Source organism: Mesorhizobium sp. M0437 (assembly GCF_040321335.1).
In the GTDB taxonomy this organism is placed as follows: domain Bacteria; phylum Pseudomonadota; class Alphaproteobacteria; order Rhizobiales; family Rhizobiaceae; genus Mesorhizobium.
The window spans coordinates 1-18475 of the sequence record NZ_JAMYRK010000015.1 but is presented as its reverse complement, the minus strand read 5'-3'; the positions used below and the strand labels follow the sequence as shown (position 1 = coordinate 18475).

The following is an 18475-nucleotide window of genomic DNA, read 5'->3' as shown; positions in this document are numbered from 1 at the left end:
ATGGCTTATCAAGTCTGCATCGATATCGGCGGAACGTTCACCGATTGCCTGGTTTCCGAGCCCGGTGGGAAAATCTCGATCTTCAAATCGCCGACGACGCCCGGCGAATTCGAGAAGGGGTTCATCAACGTGCTGCACGTGGCGGCGGCCGGATACGGGCTCGATCCCGCGACGTTCATGACCAAGATCGACTTGATCGTACACGGCTCGACCGTCTCGACCAACGCGCTGGTCGAGCGCAAGACCGTCAAGGTCGGGTTGATCCTCAACGAAGGACATCAGGACATCCTCGTCTTGCGCGAGGGCCCGCGCAAGGGCGCCTTCCAGTGGCGGCTCGACTATCCGGAGCCTTACGTCTCGCGCCACCTGACGAAGACGGCGCGGGGCCGCGTCGATGCGCGCGGGCGGGAGCTCACGCCTCTGTCGAGATCCGATGTCGAGGCGGCGATAGCCGACTTCCGGCGCTATGGGGTCGAAGCGATAGCGGTCGGTCTGCTTTGGTCGGTCGTCAATCCCATCCATGAAACGACGGTGCGCGATATCATCGCGCAGGCATGGCCGGAGATCCCGGTGACGCTTAGCCATGAAGTCAATCCGATGTCGCGCGAGTACAAGCGCATCATCGCGGCCGCTATCGACGCGTCGATCAATCCGATCGTGCGAACCTATATCGAGGACTTGCGGCAAGCACTTTCGCAGGCTGGTTTCCAGGGCGAGCTGCTGCTGGCCAACTGCGTCGGTGGAATGATGCCTCCCGCCGAGATGCTGCGGCGGCCAATCTACAGCGTCATGTCGGGGCCGACGCTGGCGCCGATGGCGGCGCTGGCGCTGAGCGACGAAGCCAACGTCATCGTCGGTGACATGGGCGGCACCACCTTCGACGTCTCGGCTTTGCGTGACCACCAGATCATCGTCACCCCGGACAGCATGATCCACGACGACTCGCTCGGCATCGCGAAGGTGGATGTGAGATCGGTCGGCGCCGGCGGCGGGTCGATTGCCTGGGTCGATGATGGCGGCCTGCTGCGGGTCGGTCCACAGAGCGCTGGCGCGCGGCCCGGGCCGGCATGCTACGGAGCGGGCGGAACCGCGCCGACGGTCACCGATGCCAATGTCGTGCTCGGCATCATTGACCCGGATTATTTTCTTGGCGGGCGGATCAAGATCAGCCGCGAACTGGCCGAGAAAGCGGTCGCGAGCATCGCGACGCGGCTCGGCATCCCGCTGCTCGACGCGGCTTACGCCATCCAGACCACCAGCAACCACAACATGGTCGGGGCCATCGAGGAAATCACCATTCGCGAGGGCATAAACCCACACGACAGTTTCTTTGTCTGCGGCGGCGGCGCGACCGCCATCCACATCGCCGAGATGGCCGACATATTGGGCTTGAAACGCTACATGATCCCGCGCTTCATGGCTGGGTTGAGCGCGTTCGGCGGGTTGATCTCTGATATCACGCGCGAGGAAAGCGCGGTTTTCCTGACCTCGACCCGGCGCTTCGACGCCGCTGGCGTCTCCGACATCCTGGCGCGGTTGAAGGTGTCGGGCGAGGCATTCCTCGAACAGGCTGGTGTTGAGCCAGATCTCCGGCGTTTCGAGTTCTCCTTTCTTGGTCGCTACGAGTACCAGTCCTGGGAGATCGAGGTCCATTTCGAGGCCAATGAGCCGCGCCTCGAAGCGGAAAAACTCCCAAGTCTGGTCGAAGCGTTCCATCAGATGCACGAACGCATCTATTCGATCAGATCCGATCGCGACGTCGTCGAATTCACCAACTGGAAGCTGCGCGCGGTCGGCAAGCGGGCTAATCAGGATGCCTGGAAGGACTTCAGGCTGGCCGACCAGGCGACGTCGCCGGTCGCCAAGGCCCATCGGCCAGCTTATTTGCATGAAACCCGGCGGACGAGTTCTCTGCCCGTCTACGACATGGACCAGCTGGGCGCGGGGGCGGCGCTTGACGGCCCCTGCCTGGTGGAGGCGACGACGTTCACCGCCTTCCTCAAGGACGGACACCGTGGGCGCGTCGACCCGCAAGGCAACATTGTCGTGACAGTCGATTGACTCCAACCTTCGCTAACAAGGCACCGCAAAATGAATTCACCTGTCATTCGCCTGGAGACACCAACGCGCCGCGTCGATCCGTTTCTGATGTCGGTTCTGAAAAGCCGGTTCGAGGCCGTCGTGCGGGAAATGACGCTGGTCGTGATGCGGGCCAGCCGCTCAGCGGTGATCAAGAACGCCCGCGACCTGAGCTGTGCGATCCTGACCTATGATCACCGCCTCGTTTCCACCGAGGACGCGCTGCCGATCCACGTCATGTCGATGGATCTGGCGACCCGTCCGATAACGGAGTTGTTCGACGATATCGCCGACGGCGACATCTTCCTCAACAACTGCCCATACACTGGCGGCACCCATCATGCCGACCTGATCATGGCGATGCCGATCTTTTTCGACGGCAAGCCGCTGTTCTGGGCCGTGGCGCTTTCCCATCACGCCGATACTGGCGCGCCGACACCTTCGACCTATCTGCCATTTGCCAAGAACGTTTATGAGGAAGGCATCCACTTTCCCTGCGTGCGTGTGGTCGAACAGCACCGGGAGAAGCAGGACATCCTGCGCATCGGCATGATGCGCAACCGTGTTCCAGACATCTGGCTGGGCGACGTGCGAGCCCAGATCGGCGCCTGCAGGACCGGTCGACGCCGTCTCTTGGAACTGCTTGAAAAATACGGCCGCGACACGCTGCTGGATTTTGTCGAGGACTGGTTCGACTACGGTGCACGTCGCGCCATCGCCGAAATCGCCAAATTGCCGAAGGGCAAGTTCTCCTACGAGGTCCGCCATGACCCGGTCCCCGGCGTGGCGGAGGAGGGCATCCCGGTCAGGATCACCATCGATGTCGACCCTGAAGCCGGCGAGATCACGGTCGATGTGCGTGACAACATGGACAACGTCCCTGGCGGTCTCAATCTGTCGGAAAACACCTGCACGGGCTCGTGCCGCATTGGCGTCTTCAACAATCTCGACGACGGCATCCCGCACAACGAGGGCGCCAAGAGCCGGATCAAGGTGTTGATGCGGGAGGGAAGCGTGGTTGGCAAACCCCGCTACCCCGTAGGCACCTCGGTGGCGACCACCAATGTCAACGACCGGTTGATCATCGCCGGCAATTGCGTGTTCTCGACGATGGGAGAACCCTATGGCCAGGCCGAGAGCGGCTCGCACCTGCCGGCGGGGATCGGGGTGATTTCAGGCAAGGATCCGTTCAAGGACGGGCAGCCCTACGTCAACCAGGTCTTCATTGGCTACGCCGGCGGCGGGGCGCGTCACGGCTATGACGGCTGGTTGACATATTGCGGGCCGGCGAATGGCGGCCTGATCGCGCTGGATTCCGTGGAGGTGGACGAATCCATGTATCCCATCATCATTGAATCGCGCGGCGTGGTGGCGGATACCCAAGGCATTGGCGAGTTCGAGGGTGCTCCCGCGGTGGGCGGTGTCTTCTATCCCGTCGACCACGAGATGACACTGGTCTACTCGGCCGATGGCACAACCTTTCCGCCGCGCGGCGTGCTCGGCGGCGGTGACGCCAAGGCCAGTCGCAGCGCCAAGCGCGGCACGGACGGCAAGCTGGTGGAATTGCCTGCGTTCCATGAGGAGGCGTGTCGCGCCGGCGAGCGCATCGAGTTCGTTGCCTGTGGCGGCGGTGGCTATGGCGACCCGACCAAGCGCGATGTCCGCCGTGTCGCGGCCAGCGTTGACCGCGGCTGGCTGACGAGCGAAGCGGCTCGCCAATCCTACAAGGTGGCCCTGGTGCTGGACGCCGAACAGGGCGTCTGGGTCGTCGACCAGGATGCCACCGCGCGCCTTCGGGCGGCCTGAGCCAGCGCGAAGAGAGGTCGCCAGCAAATGACCGGCGGCTTCGATCACGCCCGCTTGGCGGCCGCGTCCTGCTCGTCGAAGTACCGCAACAGGTTCATGCCACCGCGCACGATGTCGCGTTCGATCGCCTTACGCGCCACCTTCTTGTTGCGGGTCCGGAACGCTTCGATCAGCGTCTCGTGCTCCTCCGCGCCGATGTAATCGTTCTCGGCCTGCAGATAATACACGTTGAGGATAGGGCCCATCGAGACCCACAGGCTTTCGATCTGGGCGATCAGCATATCCATCTTGGACAGGCGGTAGACGCCGAAGTGGAATTCACGATTGGCGCGACGGGCGCGGTCAGCGTCGCCGGACGTTTCGCCGGCCACGAAATCGCGATGGATCTCGACCAGTTTTGCAATGTCCTTCTCCGAAACATGCTCGACGGCGAGTTCGGCCGCTAGTCCCTCGAGCGCGATGCGAATGAGCCGGACCTGCCAATAACGCGACCGGGTCAGCTCTGGAACGGTGATGAACCGCCCCGACCGCAGTTCCAGCGCCTGCTCGCTGACGAGCCTGAAACAGGCCTCGCGCACAGGCGTGACGCTGGTGCCCAGCCGTTGCGCCAGATCCTGCATCAACAGTCTTTCGCCGGGCCGGAAATTGCCGGCGATCAGGGCTTCGCGCAGCGAGATATAAGTTCTCGCCGACAGACTGCCTTGCTCGATTGGCTGCATCGTGCTCATGGTCCACCGCTGCAATCTTGGCCGCACCGAATCGACAACGGATAGTGCGAGACGCTCTTATATCCTATAAGTCCGTTGCGAAACATGGCTAGGAGCTGGCGGGTTTCCCAGCGGAGAGCTTGCGCAGGATTGTCTCGATGATATCCAGCGATTTCTCGACTGTCGCCCGGTCATGGCTCCCTGACAGGTAGAGACGCTTGAGCGGAAGCGGCTGGCCGATCAGCCGGTTCGCCACCATCTCTCTGCGGAATGCAAGATCGAAGACATCGTCGTTGCCCAGCAAGTCCTGGTAGTCGCGGTAAGGACCGCTGAGGAAATAGATCAGCCAGACCGAGCCAAACCCGGCGCTCTGCGCGGGCAGGCCGAGGCGATCGATAATGCCATCCAGCTGCGTGCGCATGAAAGCGCCGAGGGCAAACAGGCGGTCGTAGAAGCCTGGTTTCGACAGCTCCTCGATCGTCGCCTGCATGGCGGCGAGCGTCGACGGCGTGCCGTTGAAAGTACCGCCCATGAACACGGATCCTTCCCCGGTCCGGCCGACGAGCGCCATGAGATCGCGACGACCGGCCACCACGCCAACGGGATAGCCTGAGGAGGCCGCCTTGCCGAAGGTCGCGAGATCAGGCGTGACGTCGGCGATCGACTGATAGCCGCCGAGCGCGTGGCGAAAGCCGGTGATGACCTCGTCGAAGATCAGCACGACACCATGATCGCTGGTCAGGCGACGCAGCTCGCGCAGGAAAACATCCGTCGCGATCACCGACCCCATATTGTGAGCGATTGGCTCGATGATGATCGCCGCGACCTCGCCCGGATTGGCCTTGAGATAATCCTCGACGGCGCCGGCATCGTTGTAAGGCAGCACGATGGTGTGACGGGCGGCATCCTCGAGGATGCCGGCGCTGATGGGATCGTACTTGCCGATCGCCTGCGCGTGCGACTGTACGTTCATGGCGACATAGTCGTGCCAGCCATGATATCCGCCTTGGAACTTGATGATGCGCTTGCGACCGGTGGCGGCGCGGGCAAGGCGCAGGGCGTGATAGGTCGCCTCTGATCCGGAATTGCAGAAGGCGACGAGATCCGCGCAAGGGATGCAGTCGACCAGCGCCTCCGCCACCTCGATCTCCAGCCGCATCGTTCCCGCGCCGACAAGATCGATGTCCTGGGAGACCGCAGCGATGCGTTCACGCACCGCCGGATGACAGTGGCCAAGCACGTTGGCGCCGAAGCCGCAGTGGAAGTCGGTGTACTGGTGTCCCTCGACGTCGTAGAGAAACGCACCCTGCGCCCGGGCAAATACATGCGGCGCGCCGAGCCTGCGGCTCGGGCTGAGCAATCCGCCCGGCATCACCGCACCGGCGCGCTCGATGAGTCGGGCCGTGTTATTCTGATCGGTCATCGGAATGTCCGTGTCCGTGCATGGCTATGGTTGTCCGCCGGCTCAGCCGAGGGCTTCAAGAACGGTGGCCTCGATTCCCGCCGCGTCCAGCCGGTAGTTCTTGTAGAGATGCGTTGGCGGCGCAATCAGGCTGTATTCGTCGCGGATGCCATGGCGTATCAACCGTGCCGGGCTGCCCGCCTCCGCCAGGATTTCCGCCACGGCGCCGCCCAGACCGCCCAGGATATTGTGTTCCTCGATGGTTAGAATGAAGCGGGAGTGAGCCGCGGCCGAGAGCACTGCCTTCGTATCCAGTGGCTTCACCGTATGCATGTCGATCAGTCCGACGGATTTGCCCGCCGCACGCAGCGCGCGGTAAGCCTCCCTTGAGGGATGGACCATCGAGCCACAGGCGATGATGGTCAGGTCCGATCCTTCGCCGTGAACGATCGCCTTGCCGAACTGGAAGTCGACGCCGTCGTCTTCATAGACCAGCGGTTCCTGGCCGCGGCCAATGCGGAAGTAGATTGGCTGGGCATGATTGACAGACGCCTTGACGGCGGCCGCCAGTTGCGGGCCGTCAGCCGGCGCGACGACCGTGAGGTCGGCGATGCTTCGCATGATGGCAAGATCTTCCGTCGCATGGTGGGAGGTGCCGTAGAAGCCGAGTGAAATACCGGCATGATGACCGATCAGCCGCACCGGCAGCGCCGAATAGGCGACGTCGGTTCTGATCTGTTCGCAGCACAGCAGCGCCAGGAAAGAAGCGAATGTAGCGACGAACGGCATGGCGCCGGTGCTGGCCATGCCGGCAGCAGCCGAAACCATGTTCTGCTCGGAAATGCCAAATTGCGTGAAGCGTTCGGGAAAGCGTTGCGCGAACCGCACCAGCCCGTTGGAATATTGAAGGTCGGCCGTACCGGCCACGACCGGATAACCGTCTTCGACCAGATCGATGAGCGCATTGGCCAGGTAACTCAGGCCAGGCGCGCGCGCGTTGATCTGGCGGTACTGCCAGGAGTTGGTATCGATCGGGCCGTTCATTGTGTTTTGCCTCCACGCTTGATCTCTTCGGCGGCCAGGGCCTCGTCCGATGGCGCGAGATAGCCCAGATGCCAGCCGGGTTCGGTTTCCATGTAACCAACGCCCTTGCCTTTGGAGGTCTTGGCAATGATGCAGACGGGCCGGGTGCGGTCTGCCTCGGCCTTCAACTGTCGCAGCAGCGTCGCGAGAGCGACGACGTCGTGCCCATCGACCTCGTGCACCTGCCAGCCGAACGCCGCCCATTTGTCGGCCAACGGTTCGATGCCGATGATGTCGTCGACCTGCCCGTCGAGCTGGTATCCGTTACGATCGACGATGGCGATCAGATTGCCGGCCTTATGGTGGGCGGCAGACAGCGCCGCTTCCCAGACCTGGCCCTCCTGCATCTCGCCGTCACCGAGCAGGACATAGACATCGAAGCGCCGGTCAGCCGCACGGCCGCCAAGCACCATACCGAGGCCGCCGGACAAAGCATGGCCGATCGAGCCGGAGCTGAAATCGACGCCGGGCACCTTGCGCATGTCGGGATGATCGCCAAGCGGATTGCCGAGCCGGGTATAGCCATCGAGAACGTCCTTGGAGAAGAAGCCCCAGTCGACCAGCAGCGGATAAAGGCCGACCGCGGCGTGCCCTTTGCCCATAAGGAAGCGGTCGCGGTCCGGCCATTGCGGCTCGCCGCGCCTCAGCCGCATCGCATCGTAGTAGAGCGTGGCGAATATTTCCGCGCAGGAGAACACCGACGAATAGTGGCCCACCTTGGCGATCTGGATGAGACGCAGCGTCTCGAGGCGGACGAACTCTGCCCTGTCGCGCAACAGGGCGATCCGCTCCGCGTCGGGTGGCAGGGTGTTGTTTGAAGGAGTGGGTGCGTTGGCCATTGGACGTCACTCTCGGGATCATTTTTTCTCGACAACTTATAAGTTATAAGATATTTGTCGCTGAAGCAACCGCCTATCTGGTCGCAAGGAGAATTTTGATGAACAACGAATCGCGCGTGCTGGACATGGCCAGGCACTTTCATTCCCAAACCGATCCACGCCTGCATGAGGATCATGGTCCGTTGACGATCGTGGCCGGCGAAGGCGCGACCGTCACGGATGACGCGGGCAACCGCTATATCGAGGGCATGGGCGGACTCTGGTGCGCCTCGCTTGGCTTCAGCGACAGCCGGCTGGCTGTCGCTGCTGACCGCCAGATGCGCAAGCTCGCCGTCTACCACACCTTCAACCACCGCTCGAACGAGCCCACCGTCGAACTCGTCGAGCAGCTTACCGCGTTGGCGCCGTTCGACAACGCGCGCGTTTTTCTGGTCGGCTCCGGTTCCGAAGCCAATGATACGATGGTCAAGCTCGCCTGGTACTACCAAGCCGCGCGGGGGCGCCCGGAGAAACGCAAGATCATCAGCAGGTTTGGCGCCTTCCACGGCAGTACGATCATGGGCGCGGCGCTGAGTGGCCTGCCGCATATGCACAAGTCCTTCAACCTGCCGCCGCTTCCCGTCATATTCGCGGCGCGGCCATTTCACTATCTCGACGGTCTGCCGGCCGAGGCGGAGCATGACTACGCCACGCGCCTGGCCCAGGAACTCGAGGCCCTGATCCTGGCGGAGGGGCCAGAGACGATCGCCGCGATGATCGCCGAGCCAGTCATGGGCGCCGGCGGCGTGCTGGTACCGCCGGAGGGTTATTTTCCAAAGGTTCAGGCGGTGCTGCGCAAATACGACATCCTGATGCTGTCCGACGAGGTGGTCTGCGGCTTCGGACGCACCGGAAATTGGTTCGGCAGCCAGACTTTTGGCATGGAACCGGACATGCTGTCGGTCGCCAAGGGGCTTTCATCCGGTCATCTGCCCATTGGCGGCGTCATTATCTCCGACAAGGTCTACCAGTGCGTCGCCGATGAGGCCCACAAGGTCGGCGTGTTCGGCCACGGTTTCACCTATTCCGGCCATCCGGTGACAGCCGCCGTCGCCGCCGAGGCGATCAGGATCTACCGCGAGATCGATCTCGTGAGCCAGGCGCGCCGTCTCGGCGATTATCTGCATGCAGCGCTCGCGGACGCGCTCAACGACCATACACTGGTCGGCGAGGTCCGCGGCCGCGGTTTTATAGCGGGGATCCAGATCGTCGAGGATCGCGCCACCCGTCGCGCCTTTGCGCCGGAGCTGCGAATTGGCACCGATGTCGAGCGGCGGTGCCGCGAGCACGGAGTCATGATCCGCAACATGGGCGACGTGCTGGCAATCTGCCCGCCCTACGTCATCGCCCCTAAAGAGATCGATTACATGATTGATGGCATTCGCGCGGCTCTTGATGAGACCGCGGCGGCCCATGCGCGGACTGACCAGTCGGCATGAACCCGCCCGGCGAGGCGGCGAGACATCGCTGGAGGGGCCGGCCGCGCGAAAGGCGCTTGGGCAAGCGCGAGCCGCAGCCAGCATACAGGATCCTGATTGTCTTATCCGAACGGAGGCCAGACCATGCTTCAGAAAACCAGCCATTTCATGCGCCAGGCCAATCTCATCAACGGCGAGTGGGTGCAGGCCGACAGCGGACTGACGGTCGACGTCAACAACCCGGCCACCGGTCTCAAGATCGGCACCGTGCCGAAGTCGGGCAAGGCCGAGACCCGCCGCGCCATCGAAGCCGCTGCAGAAGCTTTCAAGACCTGGCGCAAGACGACCGCGCTCGAGCGCTCGAAGCTGCTGCGCAAGCTGCATGACGCGATGATGGACAATCAGGACGTGTTGGCCGAACTGCTGACCATCGAGCAGGGCAAGTCGCTGTTCGAATCGAAGGGCGAGATCGGCTCGGCCGCGGCCTATATCCTCTGGTTCGCCGAGGAAGGCCGCCGCACCTATGGCGGCGTGGTGCCGTCACCCTGGGCGGATCGCCGCATTCTGGTGACCAAGGAGCCGGTCGGCGTCATCGCCGCTATCACGCCGTGGAATTTTCCGTCCTCGATGCTGGCCCGCAAGCTCGGCCCGGCGCTCGCCGCCGGCTGCACCGCGGTCGTAAAGCCCGCCTCGCAGACGCCGTACTCGGGTCTTGCCTGGGGCGCGCTCGCCGAGGAGGTCGGTTTCCCGAAGGGTGTCATCAATGTCCTGACCGGCTCGGCCAGCGAGATCGGCGATGAGATCTGCGCAAATCCGCTGGTGTCGAAGATCACCTTCACCGGCTCGACCGAGGTCGGAAAACTTCTCATTCAGAAGTCGTCCGTCACCGTCAAGAAGGTGTCGATGGAGCTCGGCGGCAACGCGCCGTTCATCGTCTTCGATGACGCCGACATCGAGCGTGCCGTCGCCGGTGCGATCACCGCCAAGTATCGCAATTCCGGTCAGACCTGCGTTTGCACCAACCGCTTCCTGGTCCAGGCTGGCGTCTACGAAAAATTCGTCGAGAAGCTCGCCGCCGCCAGCAACGGGCTGAAGGTCGGTTCCGGCCTCGAGGACGGCGTGCAGCAGGGACCGCTGATCGACGAGAAGGCGGTCGAGAAGGTCGAGGAACTGATCGCGGACGCGACTTCCAAGGGCGGTAAGATCGTTGCCGGCGGCAAGCGCCATGCGCTCGGCGGTTCGTTCTTCCAGCCGACGGTCATCGCCAACGCGACACCCAAGATGCGCTTCATGAAGGAAGAGATCTTTGGCCCGGTCGCACCGGTGTTCAAGTTCGAGACCGAAGAGGAAGCCGTCGCGCTTGCCAACGACACCGAATTTGGCCTCGCCTGCTATTTCTACACCGGCGATCTCGGCCGCGCCTTCCGCGTCATGGAAGGGCTGAAATATGGCATGGTCGGTGTCAATGAAGGCCTCATCACCACGCCGGAGGCACCGTTCGGCGGCGTCAAGGAATCGGGCCTCGGCAAGGAAGGCGGACATCAGGGCATCGAGGATTACCTCGACACCAAATATGTCTGCATCGGCGGCCTCGGCTCTAGTGCGCCGGCTTTTCCCGCGTCTCAGAACGCGGAATGACGAACCCGCGGGTGATCCGGTGAAAATCTTTCTGGTTCCGAGGAGAAGTGACCTAAGATCGTGTGCGCCCTATGCTCTTACGTTTCCGGAAAAGCTTCGGAAACAGCGCGTCCAGAGCGTCCGCCGGAAAGCGTAGGGACACTGGGCCCTTTGGCGTTTCCGACGCCAATAGTCCGAGCGCGATTACGTCATTGAACACTCGACGCGCCGTACGTTCGGGTAGTCCGCTAATACGGGATGCCTCGCCGCGGTCAAACTCACCGCGCGTGAGCGCTTCCTCCACGAGGCGGCCGGCTTCGGGCTTCAGACCACTGCGCTCCACATGCCGATACAGCCGCTTGGCCAACGTGTCGAGATCGAACAGTCCGGTCATGAAGCTCACCTGATCGATACACGCCTGCAGGAACCATAAGGTAAAATCGCCGAGTGCGCGTTCGGAGAGGTTGCCACGTCCGTCGAGATCACCCTGGCGGGGCATATCGGCATGATCCATCATGCTCTTGTAATCCGTTCGGCTTTTCACGCCACGTGCCAAGCCTCGTGAGATCGACCACAGCCCGTGCGCGGCGATCCCGGCCTGATGGGCCATGGCGTGGCTCATCAATCGGCTGACGCGTCCGTTGCCGTCCGGAAACGGGTGAATGTAGTTGAAGCGGTGATGCGCGGCAGGAATGGTCAGGATGCGTCCGGCCTTGCCCAGCTTAACGAAGCGATAACGCATGGCAAAGTATTGCATGAAATCGTTGACGCGATCGCTCGAAGGCGGTTCATGCCGGCCGATGGCGACATCATGCTCTGGCTTCGATCGCCACTCACCTGGCGCCGTGACGAACTCACGGCCGGCACCCTTGATGGTCAGCATGGGCGCTTCGGCATCGCGATAGAATTCCGCGTGCAGCCATCGAAGAAAACCTACCGATGCCGGTTCCGGCAACTGCCCATCGGCAGCCAGGCGGTCGATCTCGGCTTGCAGGCGAACGTGCGCGGCCGCCTCGAGCTGCAGATTGCGGCGGTTCTCGTCTCGATCGAAATTTCCGACCAGCGCCCGTTCGATGTCGCGCGGGCGCGTATCGTGGCCTTCGATCAGGTTGCTGTAGTAGGTGTTCATGATGCGCACGAGATGGGCGAGGTTGGCTGCGGTACGCGAGTGCAGGCTTTTGCCCAAAACAGCCGACGTCGCCGACAGCTCTACCAGCGCATCCGAGATAGTTTCGGATAGATCGGGTAGGCGTGCCGGTTCGATGCGCTGTACGCTCTCTTCCATATTGGCCGATCTTGGGTTCCGCCAAATGCATGATTATTAACCTAAATTTTCAGTTGACCAGATTGTTTGGCCGATCTTCTGGCCGATCGTCGGCATGCGGACTTGCGGGCCTCGGCACTGCCACCGCTGCCAGGCTTGGACACAAATCGATGCTGCCGATGATGATCATGGCCGATGTTCGGCAGGCCTATCGCACTGACAACTATGCACAAACCGTAATTGAGGGAGCCATCTGGCCGATGCTTTGGCCGATCCATGACGATCGGCCGGACTCAGACAGGTTCGAGGTGGAAAACAGGCAGCTTTAAACATGGTTCTGCCTCGGCCAGCGCAACATTCGCCTGGAGCTTCGCTTATGCTGTGTGAGCTTGTTCTCTCGCGCCCGAATTCCCCATGGATGGCCCAAAAGCAGGCGATCCATTTGTCATTTTTAAGTGCCCGGACTGCCAGTTGATCGCGTTCTGACCCGACTGGGAGTTCAAGTTTGACCTGAAACTGACCGGGTGCTGGATGGCAGGCTTCATCCCCACCGGTCTGATATGAAACAACGTCCGGCCCCGAGGCTAGGCTGCAATCTCGTATGGCTTCTATGCGCCGTTCTCTTGGAGCGTGTTGCGGGCTTGGTCTGCTCAACCTCGGAGCTCAACGCTTCACGGCGTTAGGATGAGCGTTCGAGGCGCAGGATTACTGCCGACACTGCTCTTCTTGTTCGCATTGGGCAGTTCCCGTTGGAGCCTTCCATCTTGCCGACTGCTGAGTTTGGAGTGGCCGTAGCTGTGAAATCGAAAAGAAGCCCATAGGCAACGTTTGCCGCGACGCTACTGAGAGCTGGTCACCGGGAGAGCCGAAGGTAGAACGAAGTTGTCTCGTTGAGCTTGTATGTGGCGCCAGCATAGAAGGCCCAGTTCCCACCCCAAGGCTTATACAAACCGCCACCGTTAGCGCCGATCGCGTTCATGGCCTCGTCCTTTTGGCAGAGATCACCACGGTCGCTAGCTGGCGAGCAAAGTCCGTCCCAGCGCTGCATTATCTCGTCGGATCCGGCAAGCTGGCAGAATTTCCCAGGCGGAGCTGACGGGGAGGGATGGTGGGAATAAAACGGTGCGCGTGAGGTCTCGGCGGGAACAGCCAAGACATCTAAGCGGAACGGACTGGCATAACGCAAAGACACAGGCGAGCTCAGCGGCAAGGTGGTTTGTTATCACCATGGGACGCCTGCCGCGTCAAACGGTGGTGTCGTGGGTCGAGACGGCGAGGGCAGCGGTCGCCATGCGCCCCGACCGGCTTGCCTTGTTCGGCTACTCGCATATCCCATCCCAAATAAAGAACCAGCGCCTCATCGAGGCGGAATTTCTTCCCCACAGCGCTGCCCGCGCTGAACAGCATGCGGCTGTCGCCGTGACGCTGGTTGCCGCCGGCTACCGGGAGATCGGGCTCGACCATTTCGCCTTGCCGCACGACGAGCTCGCGCTGGCACAGGAAACAGGTCGCCTGCGACGTAACTCGTTGGGCTACTCTGCCGATACCTGCAGAACCCTGATCGGTTTCGGCGCGTCGGCTATCGGCCGCATCGGCCAGGGTACGTTCAAAACGAAGTTACACGGGATTTCTACATCCGGCACATCGCAGCTGGCCGACTGGCGACATCGAAGGGCCATCGCCTCACAGACGACGACCGCGTGCGAGCCGCAATCATCGAGCGATTAATGTGCGATTTCGAGGCTGACGTGCCGGCAATCTGTGTCGCCCACGGATCTGATCCGATCCGTCTTCGCGGTTCAGATGAGCGCTTGGCGATGCTGGCCAAGGACGGAATAGTGGACTTCGAAAACGGTTTTGTCCGCGTACGGCGGGAGCATCGCTTTGGGATTCGCGCTGTCGCTGCCGCATTCGATGCTTTTAGCGATGGCCTTACGTATCCCGCAGGTGAGGGCAAGCACACACACGGAAGCTAACACAGGGAGTATCTTTTGCCGGAGAGAACGAGCTGCCATCGTGCGGTGCCCGGTTAGTAGTGAAGCGCCGTAAAATGTCGACATAGGCGTTGGTGAACTGGACCGAACGACGAGAACAGCCTATCCAGTGTGTTGTCGGCAGTTAGTTCGAAAGTCCTGCTACACCCGATCCGATGCCTCTCAACGCCGAGGCCGCACCTCCGTGCCGAAGCCGGCCTTCCCAATGGTGGGTCGAGCCGTCGCTTACCCCGTGCTTGCCTCACAGATCCGCGACCGAGAACCCAGCCTCATGCTCCCGCCCTGCCGGGCCTAGGTCCATCTAGCATGAAAGGAACACGTCGGAACCTGGGATATCGCTTGCCCGGCCGGGCGGCGATAGCCTTGTCGGGGCAGCGAGGAGCCGTAGCCGATGATGAACGCACAGGAGAAGTCTGGCGTGAATGGGGCGATGATTGTCAAGCTTTGCTCTCGAGTCATTTCGTCAACCATCTTGCGTGACCGATTGGCGACCATCTCCTCGTCCCGACCTTATATTACCCGTCGCCTGTCGCCGCCAGCGCGCAGTGACTTGTCAAGGATGGAGGCCCGCAGACCCCATCGCGCGGCGACTTGTCCTTGACGGTAACGAGCACGGCGGCAGGTTTGCCGTGGTCGGGGAGCCCTTCCTTGGGCGGAAGCCGACGACAGTGTTCGAGGGGAACTCGCCATGAGCCGGGTGCGCAGAGATCGTCCGACGCTCTTGTATTTGCTGGATCCCAGCCGGCTCCGCCTCCGACTGCCTCGGTAGCTCGGTATCCTGAGCGCGTCGGCGGCATCATGCCATTATCATCCTACGAATTGCATGCTCCATCGTCCTGGACGAGACCGGTTTGGCTAGCCAAAGGACGAAGGTCTGATTACCAGATGTGATCGGCATGGGGTCGCTTCCACCAACGACGATGATGGGCACCGTCATCAGGGTGGTACGTACGGCTTCGGGCTGTCCTGGCCCGAGGAAAGTCGCTTTATCGAAAATTAGGAGGTCGGCTGCCTTCCCGCTCTCGATCCAGTCGCAAAGACTCTCGAAGGTCGCGAAGCCGACCGGCTTATAACCCAGCGCGGCGATCTTATCCTTGTAGATCTCCAACGCTGCTGGATCGGGGTCAACGACTGCAATGATTTCTCCGTTGCCAAGTGATCCATCGCATGGGCCGAAAGCGCTATCAGCTCTGACCTGCTCCTCAGCGCAGGCCGGTAAGTAGAGATCGAAGCGTGTACCTCGGCCAACAGCCGAGGTGACGTCAAGGCATCCTGCGAGCGCGCTCACATGGCGGTCCACTGCAGCAAGACCCAGTCCGGTCCCGCCGACGCGAGAGCGCGTGGTAAAAAAGGGCTCAAAGATATGCGGAAGCACCGAACTTGCGATTCCTTGGCCATCGTCGCTGATGGAGAGGAGAACGTAATCTCCCGGTTTCAAGGTGCCCTTAGCCACGGGCTTCGTTTGACAGACGTGAGCGCGAGAAACGCTAATCTCGACACGGCCCTCATTCAAGAGAGCCTCCGACGCGTTCTTGCATAGATTCATAAGGATCTGCTGTATCTCGGTCGGGCTGCCCTCGATCACCGTTTGCCACTCGTTGATCTTGAAGTTCAACTGAACATCCACACGAAGTGCAACCCGCAGCAATGGCGCGAGATCCATTACACTCTCCGAGACGTCGAAAGGCATCGTCACGCGCTTCCGATTTCGGCTTAGTGACAAAATTTGATCAATAATCAGTTTGGCTCGGTTGCTGGCCAAGATAATTTGGCCGATGTGGCCCCGAATTCTCGAGGGGCGACGCACAAGACCTTTAGCCATCTCTGCGTAGCCGACTATTGCTCCTAGAACATTATTGAATTCATGTGTAACGCCGCTTGCGATTGTGCCGACAGCCGTCAGCCTTTCCGCATGCTCCCATCGACTCTCAAAAAGGTTACGTTCCGTGTGTACACGTTGCATTTCAAGATGGTTGCCTAAACGCACAGTAGCGCTCGCCAGAACCAGGAGGTCGTCTGTGGAGGGTGGTGAGCGATCTCCTTCAAAAACAAGGATACAAACCGCAGCCTGCTGATCGGAGGCCCTGCAACCAACAATTTGACAAACACCGGTAGTGCCTACGGCAGTCCGAACCACTTCCGACGCGGGAACGACGCGAAACACTGGCTGTTCCGGGTGTACAAGTGAGACGACTTCATTGATTAGCGTGGCGTTCCAGACGCGCATGCGCTTGTTCGCGACAAAGTACTCGGTATTCCTGCTGATACTCGGATCCACCAGAGCAAGCGCGCATTGATCCGCATCGAAAACGCATTGAATGAGTCTAAGCGCTGCTTCGGTGGAGAAGCGCCGCGAAGCCTTCGTTGCTTGACTGTCGATGAAACAAGCTTCGATCTCACTCATCGCCGCTTCAAGCTCTAACCGCCTTTCCAACCGGTTCGTCCGCACATGCAGCGTGGAGGCTCGAATGGTCGCAAACAAGCAGAGGCATATGGACACCAAGCCAAAGAAAAGTCGTGTACGCTGCGCTTGCGCGCTGGCGAAGCTGTAGGCTTTCAGATGTTCTCGCTCCAATTCGGCAGCCTTGGCGAACGTGTCGAAGGATGGGATCCGATTGACAGCGCGGTCCAACCTCAACATTGAGGACAGGATAGCGCGGCCCTCGCGGGCAACATCCTCCGTGACTTGGTCCTGGCTAGGAGGAAGTCGGCGGAGAGACTGATCGATTTGTAATGCGAGGCTGAATCCCGGTCTGGCCGAAAATTGAAGGATCAGATTGGAAAATTCAGGCCTGTTCGACACTCCCCCCCGAAGGCGATTAGCCGAGCGAGCAAAGCGTACGAGAGAGCTTTGCAGAAGCTCATTTTGCGCGGCCGAGGCCGAGATGGCAGCTTCTGTGTTTTCGAGGGAATTTTTGAGCTGTGCAACCAACCTGGAGTGCACCCCGGAGCTCTCATTGGGCGAAATCTCAACAAGGCGTTGGTAGTTTTGGAGGTTCCTTTTTAATGCTTGCCCGGTAGAAGCAACGGAACGGAAGTCCAATACCATGTCGGCGCGGGCGACGTCTCGCTGGAGCAATGCGTAGTTGATCTGAATCGTCCGCAGTTCGCTTAGGACCGCCTCGTTGATCTGGGGGTCTTGCCACTGTATCGCGACCAAGAGCGCAACCGAGGCCACTAGGGCCATTACAGAAGCTTTGTCGGTACTGAGCCATTTTTCCCAAACGAACGGCGTTTGATCCGCGGTGCGTGCCTTGCGAAGGTCCGATTTGAATTCTAGCTCCCCATCGCGTCGGTGTGCGGCCGGATGCTGCTGGAACAGGAAAGCCAAGTGTACCTCTCCCCTCAAATAGGCGGTGTAGACGCCGTTGCACTCTGCCCCGATGGCCCGCTGACCTTCCATTGATTCGCGGGCGTTTCGACCTCGACGGCGAGGCGGCAGCACAAGGCGGGCAACTGATCGCAGTTTTCGGAACTGGTCTTCCGAGAGATCATCGAAGGGGCATACAAGCGCACGCCTGCAGCAGCCGAGGATGATACCGGTCGGTCAAACGCAACTGGCGAGGGCCGGATCTGCTGTTGGCTGGCAGCTAACACTGGCGGGGCGGCGGCCTCAACTCCGGCGTGCCTAGAGCCGGCTGCTGCGAAAGCGTCCGACACGCTTCCCTTGGGGTCATCCCGTCCAGCGGGCATCCTTGGATCGCTGAAAAAAGACGAGGCGGCTTGATGATCCTGCCCTCGCTGAAGCACCTCGCGAAACCCCTTTTCCAGTCGCAGAAGCTCCTCTGGATTGGTTGGCGGCTCGTCAGCTCGACCATCGAACAGCGGCCGGAGCGCCTCGGACACGTGCTGCTCAAAGCCCACTCGCCGGGCCTGGACCGCTTGCCCGTCTTCCAAGCCGGCGTCCTGCACCTGCGACAAAGCTGTTACACGCGATGGATTACTATTTCGCGGGTTCATACTAGCCTCACATCAAACTGTATCGTCAAAGTCCTGCGCCAATTCACACAGCGGGTCATCGAGTTGAGATTCTGCGGAGAGCGCCTCCTCTGCTCCCGTCAAGGGCGCCGGCTCCGGGAGGGCGCCTGTCTGGCGTTCAAAGATGCGTTTCAGAATGCGATCCGAAAAATATCGCACCTTCCTCAATTTTAATGGTGGCAGACCTTTGATGAGAACAATCTCGTAGTCGTCATCGAGCAGCCGAACCTGTTCGGGACGCAATAGCGG

General features: G+C 61.1%; 12 protein-coding genes and 1 pseudogene. 6 read left to right on the top strand and 7 right to left on the bottom strand.

The genetic code is table 11. The features are described from left to right. Together NKI72_RS12100 and NKI72_RS12095 are read left to right on the top strand one after the other, a co-directional pair. On the top strand, positions 1-2061 hold the full coding sequence (locus tag NKI72_RS12100) for a hydantoinase/oxoprolinase family protein (protein ID WP_352850185.1): 2061 nt from the start codon (positions 1-3) through the stop codon (positions 2059-2061). A 30-nt stretch (positions 2062-2091) separates the two neighbouring features. Continuing rightward, entirely contained in the window at positions 2092-3885 is a 1794-nt protein-coding gene (locus tag NKI72_RS12095; RefSeq protein WP_352850184.1) for a hydantoinase B/oxoprolinase family protein, read from the top strand. 44 nt (positions 3886-3929) lie between these two features. On the opposite strand, the gene NKI72_RS12090 is transcribed toward NKI72_RS12095, so the two are convergent. The 4 genes from NKI72_RS12090 to NKI72_RS12075 all read right to left on the bottom strand — a co-directional run bounded on the left by NKI72_RS12090 (position 3930) and on the right by NKI72_RS12075 (position 7916). Continuing rightward, on the bottom strand, positions 3930-4613 hold the full coding sequence (locus tag NKI72_RS12090; RefSeq protein ID WP_023737066.1) for a GntR family transcriptional regulator: 684 nt from the start codon (positions 4611-4613) through the stop codon (positions 3930-3932). Positions 4614-4701: 88 nt separating this feature from the next. Continuing rightward, the gene (locus NKI72_RS12085) at positions 4702-6015 is read right to left on the bottom strand and encodes an aspartate aminotransferase family protein (protein ID WP_352693042.1); all 1314 of its coding nucleotides are present in this window, start codon (positions 6013-6015) and stop codon (positions 4702-4704) included. A gap of 42 nt (positions 6016-6057) precedes the next feature. Further along, positions 6058-7038 carry a transketolase family protein gene (locus NKI72_RS12080; RefSeq protein WP_352850183.1) on the bottom strand — a complete coding sequence of 327 codons (981 nt, stop codon included), beginning with the start codon at positions 7036-7038 and terminating at the stop codon, positions 6058-6060. Further along, positions 7035-7916 (bottom strand): transketolase, encoded by an 882-nt coding sequence (locus tag NKI72_RS12075; protein ID WP_352693038.1) that lies wholly within the window; start codon positions 7914-7916, stop codon positions 7035-7037. Before NKI72_RS12075 ends, NKI72_RS12080 begins: the two co-directional genes overlap by 4 nt. A 98-nt stretch (positions 7917-8014) precedes the next feature. Between NKI72_RS12075 and NKI72_RS12070 the strand changes: the two genes are divergently transcribed. Both NKI72_RS12070 and NKI72_RS12065 read left to right on the top strand, forming a co-directional pair. Further along, entirely contained in the window at positions 8015-9394 is a 1380-nt protein-coding gene (locus tag NKI72_RS12070) for an aminotransferase (protein ID WP_352693036.1), read from the top strand. Positions 9395-9517: 123 nt separating this feature from the next. Beyond that, on the top strand, positions 9518-11011 hold the full coding sequence (locus NKI72_RS12065) for an NAD-dependent succinate-semialdehyde dehydrogenase (RefSeq protein WP_352693034.1): 1494 nt from the start codon (positions 9518-9520) through the stop codon (positions 11009-11011). A gap of 52 nt (positions 11012-11063) precedes the next feature. On the opposite strand, the gene NKI72_RS12060 is transcribed toward NKI72_RS12065, so the two are convergent. After that, positions 11064-12275 (bottom strand): Fic family protein, encoded by a 1212-nt coding sequence (locus NKI72_RS12060; RefSeq protein WP_352850182.1) that lies wholly within the window; start codon positions 12273-12275, stop codon positions 11064-11066. A 149-nt stretch (positions 12276-12424) separates the two neighbouring features. Here NKI72_RS12060 and NKI72_RS12055 point away from each other — a divergent pair, with 149 nt between their 5' ends. Then, positions 12425-12583, top strand: a complete 159-nt coding sequence (locus NKI72_RS12055; RefSeq protein WP_352480533.1) for a hypothetical protein — start codon at positions 12425-12427, stop codon at positions 12581-12583. A gap of 907 nt (positions 12584-13490) precedes the next feature. Then, a pseudogene (locus NKI72_RS12050) lies at positions 13491-14230 on the top strand (oxygen-independent coproporphyrinogen III oxidase); the annotation flags it as partial. Between the two features lie 814 nt (positions 14231-15044). On the opposite strand, the gene NKI72_RS12045 reads toward NKI72_RS12050, so the two are convergent. Both NKI72_RS12045 and NKI72_RS12040 read right to left on the bottom strand, forming a co-directional pair. Continuing rightward, positions 15045-17579, bottom strand: coding sequence for a two-component system VirA-like sensor kinase (locus tag NKI72_RS12045; protein ID WP_352693030.1), 2535 nt, complete (start codon positions 17577-17579; stop codon positions 15045-15047). A 641-nt stretch (positions 17580-18220) separates the two neighbouring features. Beyond that, positions 18221-18475, bottom strand: a 255-nt coding sequence (locus NKI72_RS12040) for a type IV secretory system conjugative DNA transfer family protein (protein ID WP_352850181.1), incomplete at its 5' end; no start/stop codon positions are given.